Below are 1,744 nucleotides of genomic sequence, written 5' to 3'. Positions count from 1 at the left end.
CTTCTATTAAAACATCAGTTGTCATGCAGAACAAACGCAGTGCCGTGAAGCATCTTACAATTAAAAAGATTCTTCGGTCGTCCTACGTCCTTCCTCTGAATGACAGTACACGTGCTATTTAAACCTCAGTTTGAGTGGTTTGCGAAGCATGAGCCAATTGTATCGAGAACCCTTGTCATGTCGACAGCGCGAGGCACGAGCAACGAGACATCTCATAAACGTATGACGTTTTTATTTCTAATGTGCCGTCAGCTCGAGTGGCTTTACGCAGTAAAGTTGTATCGAGAGCCTTGTGATTCGCATAGCATAAGCAAATTGTATCGAGAACCGAGTTACAATTAAAAAGATTCTTCGGGCGTCCTGCGTCCTTCCTCTGAATGACAGTACACGTGTTATTTAAACCTCAGTTTGAGTGGTTTGCGAAGCATGAGCCAATTGTATCGCGAACTAAAACTTCTTTTTATACCAATTAGGCAACTTATCATATACACCATGTCTATATATAATACCTCCCATGATTTAGCACATAATTTTACAAATAAAAACCAAATAGAAAATACGCAAGAATTTTAGTTATTAGGCCAGAACTAGTAATGAATTACAAAAGTCTTGTTGTGTGTCGTTTTTTATTTCAATCGTTTTTTAATAGCCATCCTTTGATGCAATATTCTAACGATTTCAACAATATCATTTTCGATTTTTCTGTAAAAAATCAGATGCGATTTAATTGTTGTTACCCGATAGTTTTTTCGAGTTTGTTCAGCCGATTTTCCAGTCAGGTAATTATCCGCTATAAATTCAATTTCTTCGATTATCAGGTCGTAATATCTATCAGCCTGTTCTTTCGACCATGTGTTTAAAGTATAAACCCAAATGTTCTTTAAGTCCTTTATTGCTTCTTGACTTATTCTATATTGGGTTTTACTCATAAATATTGTCGATGTAATTCTGCTAGGTTTTGTTTTGGGTCAAAATTTTCAACAAATCCGCTTTCTTCACCAATTTCAAGTGCTGTTATTAATGCTCTTTCTTTATTCTCCTCGCTTTCTAGCAAACGTAAAGCTGAACGAATGACTTCACTTACTGAATTATATCGTCCAGATTTTACCTCCTCTTTAATAAATTCCTCAAAATAATTTCCGAGTGATATAGATGTGTTTTTTCCCATTTGAACTTAAATTTACTCAAAAATACCAAATCTTGGTAACGTAGCCAAATTGCACACAACCACTAATAACGCTTGCTTTTTAGCATTAGACCATTTTTTTATTTGTTTTTTAGTTTGTATAGCTAAAGCAATATTGATAAACAATGTATAAAATACCAAAGCAACAAGTCTTCGTTTGTGGGCATAATAACCAACATACTTTCCGGACTGATGTTCTATAGGCCTTCTTAATATCTGAAGTCACATCCGTATAATAAGCACGATATAAATATTTTAGGATATACACAAAAGAGGTTTTCATTATAATTTATTTGTCAGTTCGAGTGCGCTGAGGTCACGAAGCGCGTATCGAGAACCCTTGTCATGTCGACAGCGCGAGGCACGAGCAACGAGACATCTCATAAACATAAACGTAATACGTTTTTATTTCTAGTGCACCGTCAGCTCGATTGATTTGCCAAGCATGAGCAAATTGTATCGAGAACAGAGTGACTTGTTACTTCTATTAAAACATCAGTTGTCATGCAGAACAAACGCAGTACCGTGAAGCATCTTACAATTAAAAAGATTCTTCGG

2 protein-coding genes are annotated in these 1,744 nt (G+C 35.8%); both read right to left on the bottom strand.

The annotated features are described in order from the left end of the window. Positions 1-626: 626 nt before the first annotated feature. On the bottom strand, positions 627-929 hold the full coding sequence (locus ACTG3Y_RS13495; protein ID WP_439153441.1) for a type II toxin-antitoxin system RelE/ParE family toxin: 303 nt from the start codon (positions 927-929) through the stop codon (positions 627-629). Next, positions 926-1,168 carry a type II toxin-antitoxin system ParD family antitoxin gene (locus tag ACTG3Y_RS13490; RefSeq protein ID WP_439153440.1) on the bottom strand — a complete coding sequence of 81 codons (243 nt, stop codon included), beginning with the start codon at positions 1,166-1,168 and terminating at the stop codon, positions 926-928. The genes ACTG3Y_RS13495 and ACTG3Y_RS13490 overlap by 4 nt, the downstream gene beginning before the upstream one ends. Positions 1,169-1,744 lie beyond the last annotated feature (576 nt).

This window comes from Winogradskyella sp., assembly GCF_965656915.1.
Taxonomy (GTDB): domain Bacteria; phylum Bacteroidota; class Bacteroidia; order Flavobacteriales; family Flavobacteriaceae; genus Winogradskyella.
The sequence above is the reverse complement of the archived record's forward strand: the minus strand, read 5'-3'. Positions and strand labels throughout refer to the sequence as shown.